Source organism: Burkholderia sp. RS01 (assembly GCF_039748055.1).
Classification (GTDB): domain Bacteria; phylum Actinomycetota; class Actinomycetes; order Actinomycetales; family Micrococcaceae; genus Arthrobacter.
This window is the reverse complement of record NZ_JBDLAK010000050.1, coordinates 1-1,469: the sequence shown is the minus strand read 5'-3', so window position 1 is coordinate 1,469 and position 1,469 is coordinate 1. Positions and strand designations below refer to the sequence as shown.

Here is a 1,469-nt window from a genome sequence, read left to right as displayed (position 1 = left end):
TCGAGCAGTTCCCCGACACGCAGTCCGCAGGCGCGTTGGAGCCGCAGGGCGGCCGCGGCCAGTTCATTGCCCGGGGAGTCGGTGAGGACCTGGGTGAGCCGCCGGTCGATGTCGACGGGCAGGTAACGGGGCAATGTTTGCGGGAGCTTGGGAATGTCGTCACGGAACAGCAGCTTGCGTGGCGGGGCTTCGGGCCAGTCCCACTCGGTGATGTCGGTCAGGAACCCCATCAGCGCGAGCACTCGCCGCGACCGGTCAGCGACGGTGATCATCTCGCCGTTTTTCGTGTTGACGGCATCGACCATGCTGCTCAGATAAGGCTCGATGTGCTTGCGTCGATCGAGTGCAGCGACGGAGTCCAGATCCGGGTCGATGCCGGCCAGGAACTCACCGAAGTGCTTGAGTCGGGTCGCGATCGTTGACACGGTCTTCGGGCGGCAGGTCGCGCGCTTGCGGTCCAGATAGGCGATCATCGCTGTCCGGATCGGCGGACGCACCTGGGCCAGCCGCTCGGCGAACGGGACAGGGCCGCCGCCGCGGGGCAGTTCATCAAGGACTCCGAGGTGAAACAGCACCCGCTGGGCGTTGCTTGCCGCCGCCAGGTAGTGGCTGTGTCCCTTGCCGGTGCGTTCCTGCCTGTCCCGGCAGGCGGCGGTGAATTCGGCCAGATCGGCCAGGGTGAGCTGTTCCAGTCGCCGGCCGGTTTGAATGAGGAGCCTTACCGGCACCTGGGAACCGGTAGCGAACCGGACCCGTTCGGTGAATCCCAGGTCGGCGGCTGCGGTCATGAACCGGTCGAGGTCGGCTGCCAGTGGTGAGTCTTTGACCTCGCGCCAGATGCTGGAGAGCTTGCGTTCAAGCAGGTAGTCATAGCCGGGCTGCAGGCCTTGGTGCAGCATCAGGAAGGTGATGATCGGCCGGGTAGCTGCCCCGGCGGACAAGCGAACCTGCAGCGGCTCGGCCGACCATTGTTGCGGTTCCGGCCACCGCTTGAAGAACGTCCTGGCCGCTGATGAGTACGCGGTGTTTCCCCGACCGGTCCGCCTCAGGTAGTCCAGATAGGCGGTGTGCGGGTCACTGCCGGGAACGGATGCGATCGCGAGCGGCATCGAACTCTGCTTTCACGTGGGCCGGAGCCAGATGGATGTAGCGGGCAGTGGTATCGACGTGGGCATGGCCGAGCAAGGCCTGCATCACCGCCAGATCGACGCCCGCCTCGGCCAGCGCGGTCCCGAACGTGTGCCGCAAAGCGTGCGGGTGACCGCCAACGATTCCGGTCAGGCCGCGGTGATAGCGGAAGACCGTTCGCAGCCCGGCCGCGGTCAACGGCTGGCCCCGGTTCGGCCCCTTGGCCACGAGAAACAGGCGTGCACTGACAGATTCGGGCCGCTCGGCCAGCAGATACACCTGGATGACTGAAGCCACGTCCGCGTCAAGGGGCACCCGCCGTTCCCGCTGCCCCTTGCCGA

2 protein-coding genes are annotated in these 1,469 nt (G+C 66.4%); both read right to left on the bottom strand.

The genetic code is table 11. From position 1 onward, the window contains the following. The coding region (locus tag ABFP37_RS22460; RefSeq protein WP_347035027.1) for a hypothetical protein at positions 1–1,109 on the bottom strand (1,109 nt) is incomplete at its 3' end. Then, positions 1,075–1,469: tyrosine-type recombinase/integrase (locus ABFP37_RS22455; RefSeq protein ID WP_347035026.1), on the bottom strand; the 395-nt coding region annotated here is incomplete at its 5' end. The genes ABFP37_RS22460 and ABFP37_RS22455, both read right to left, overlap by 35 nt.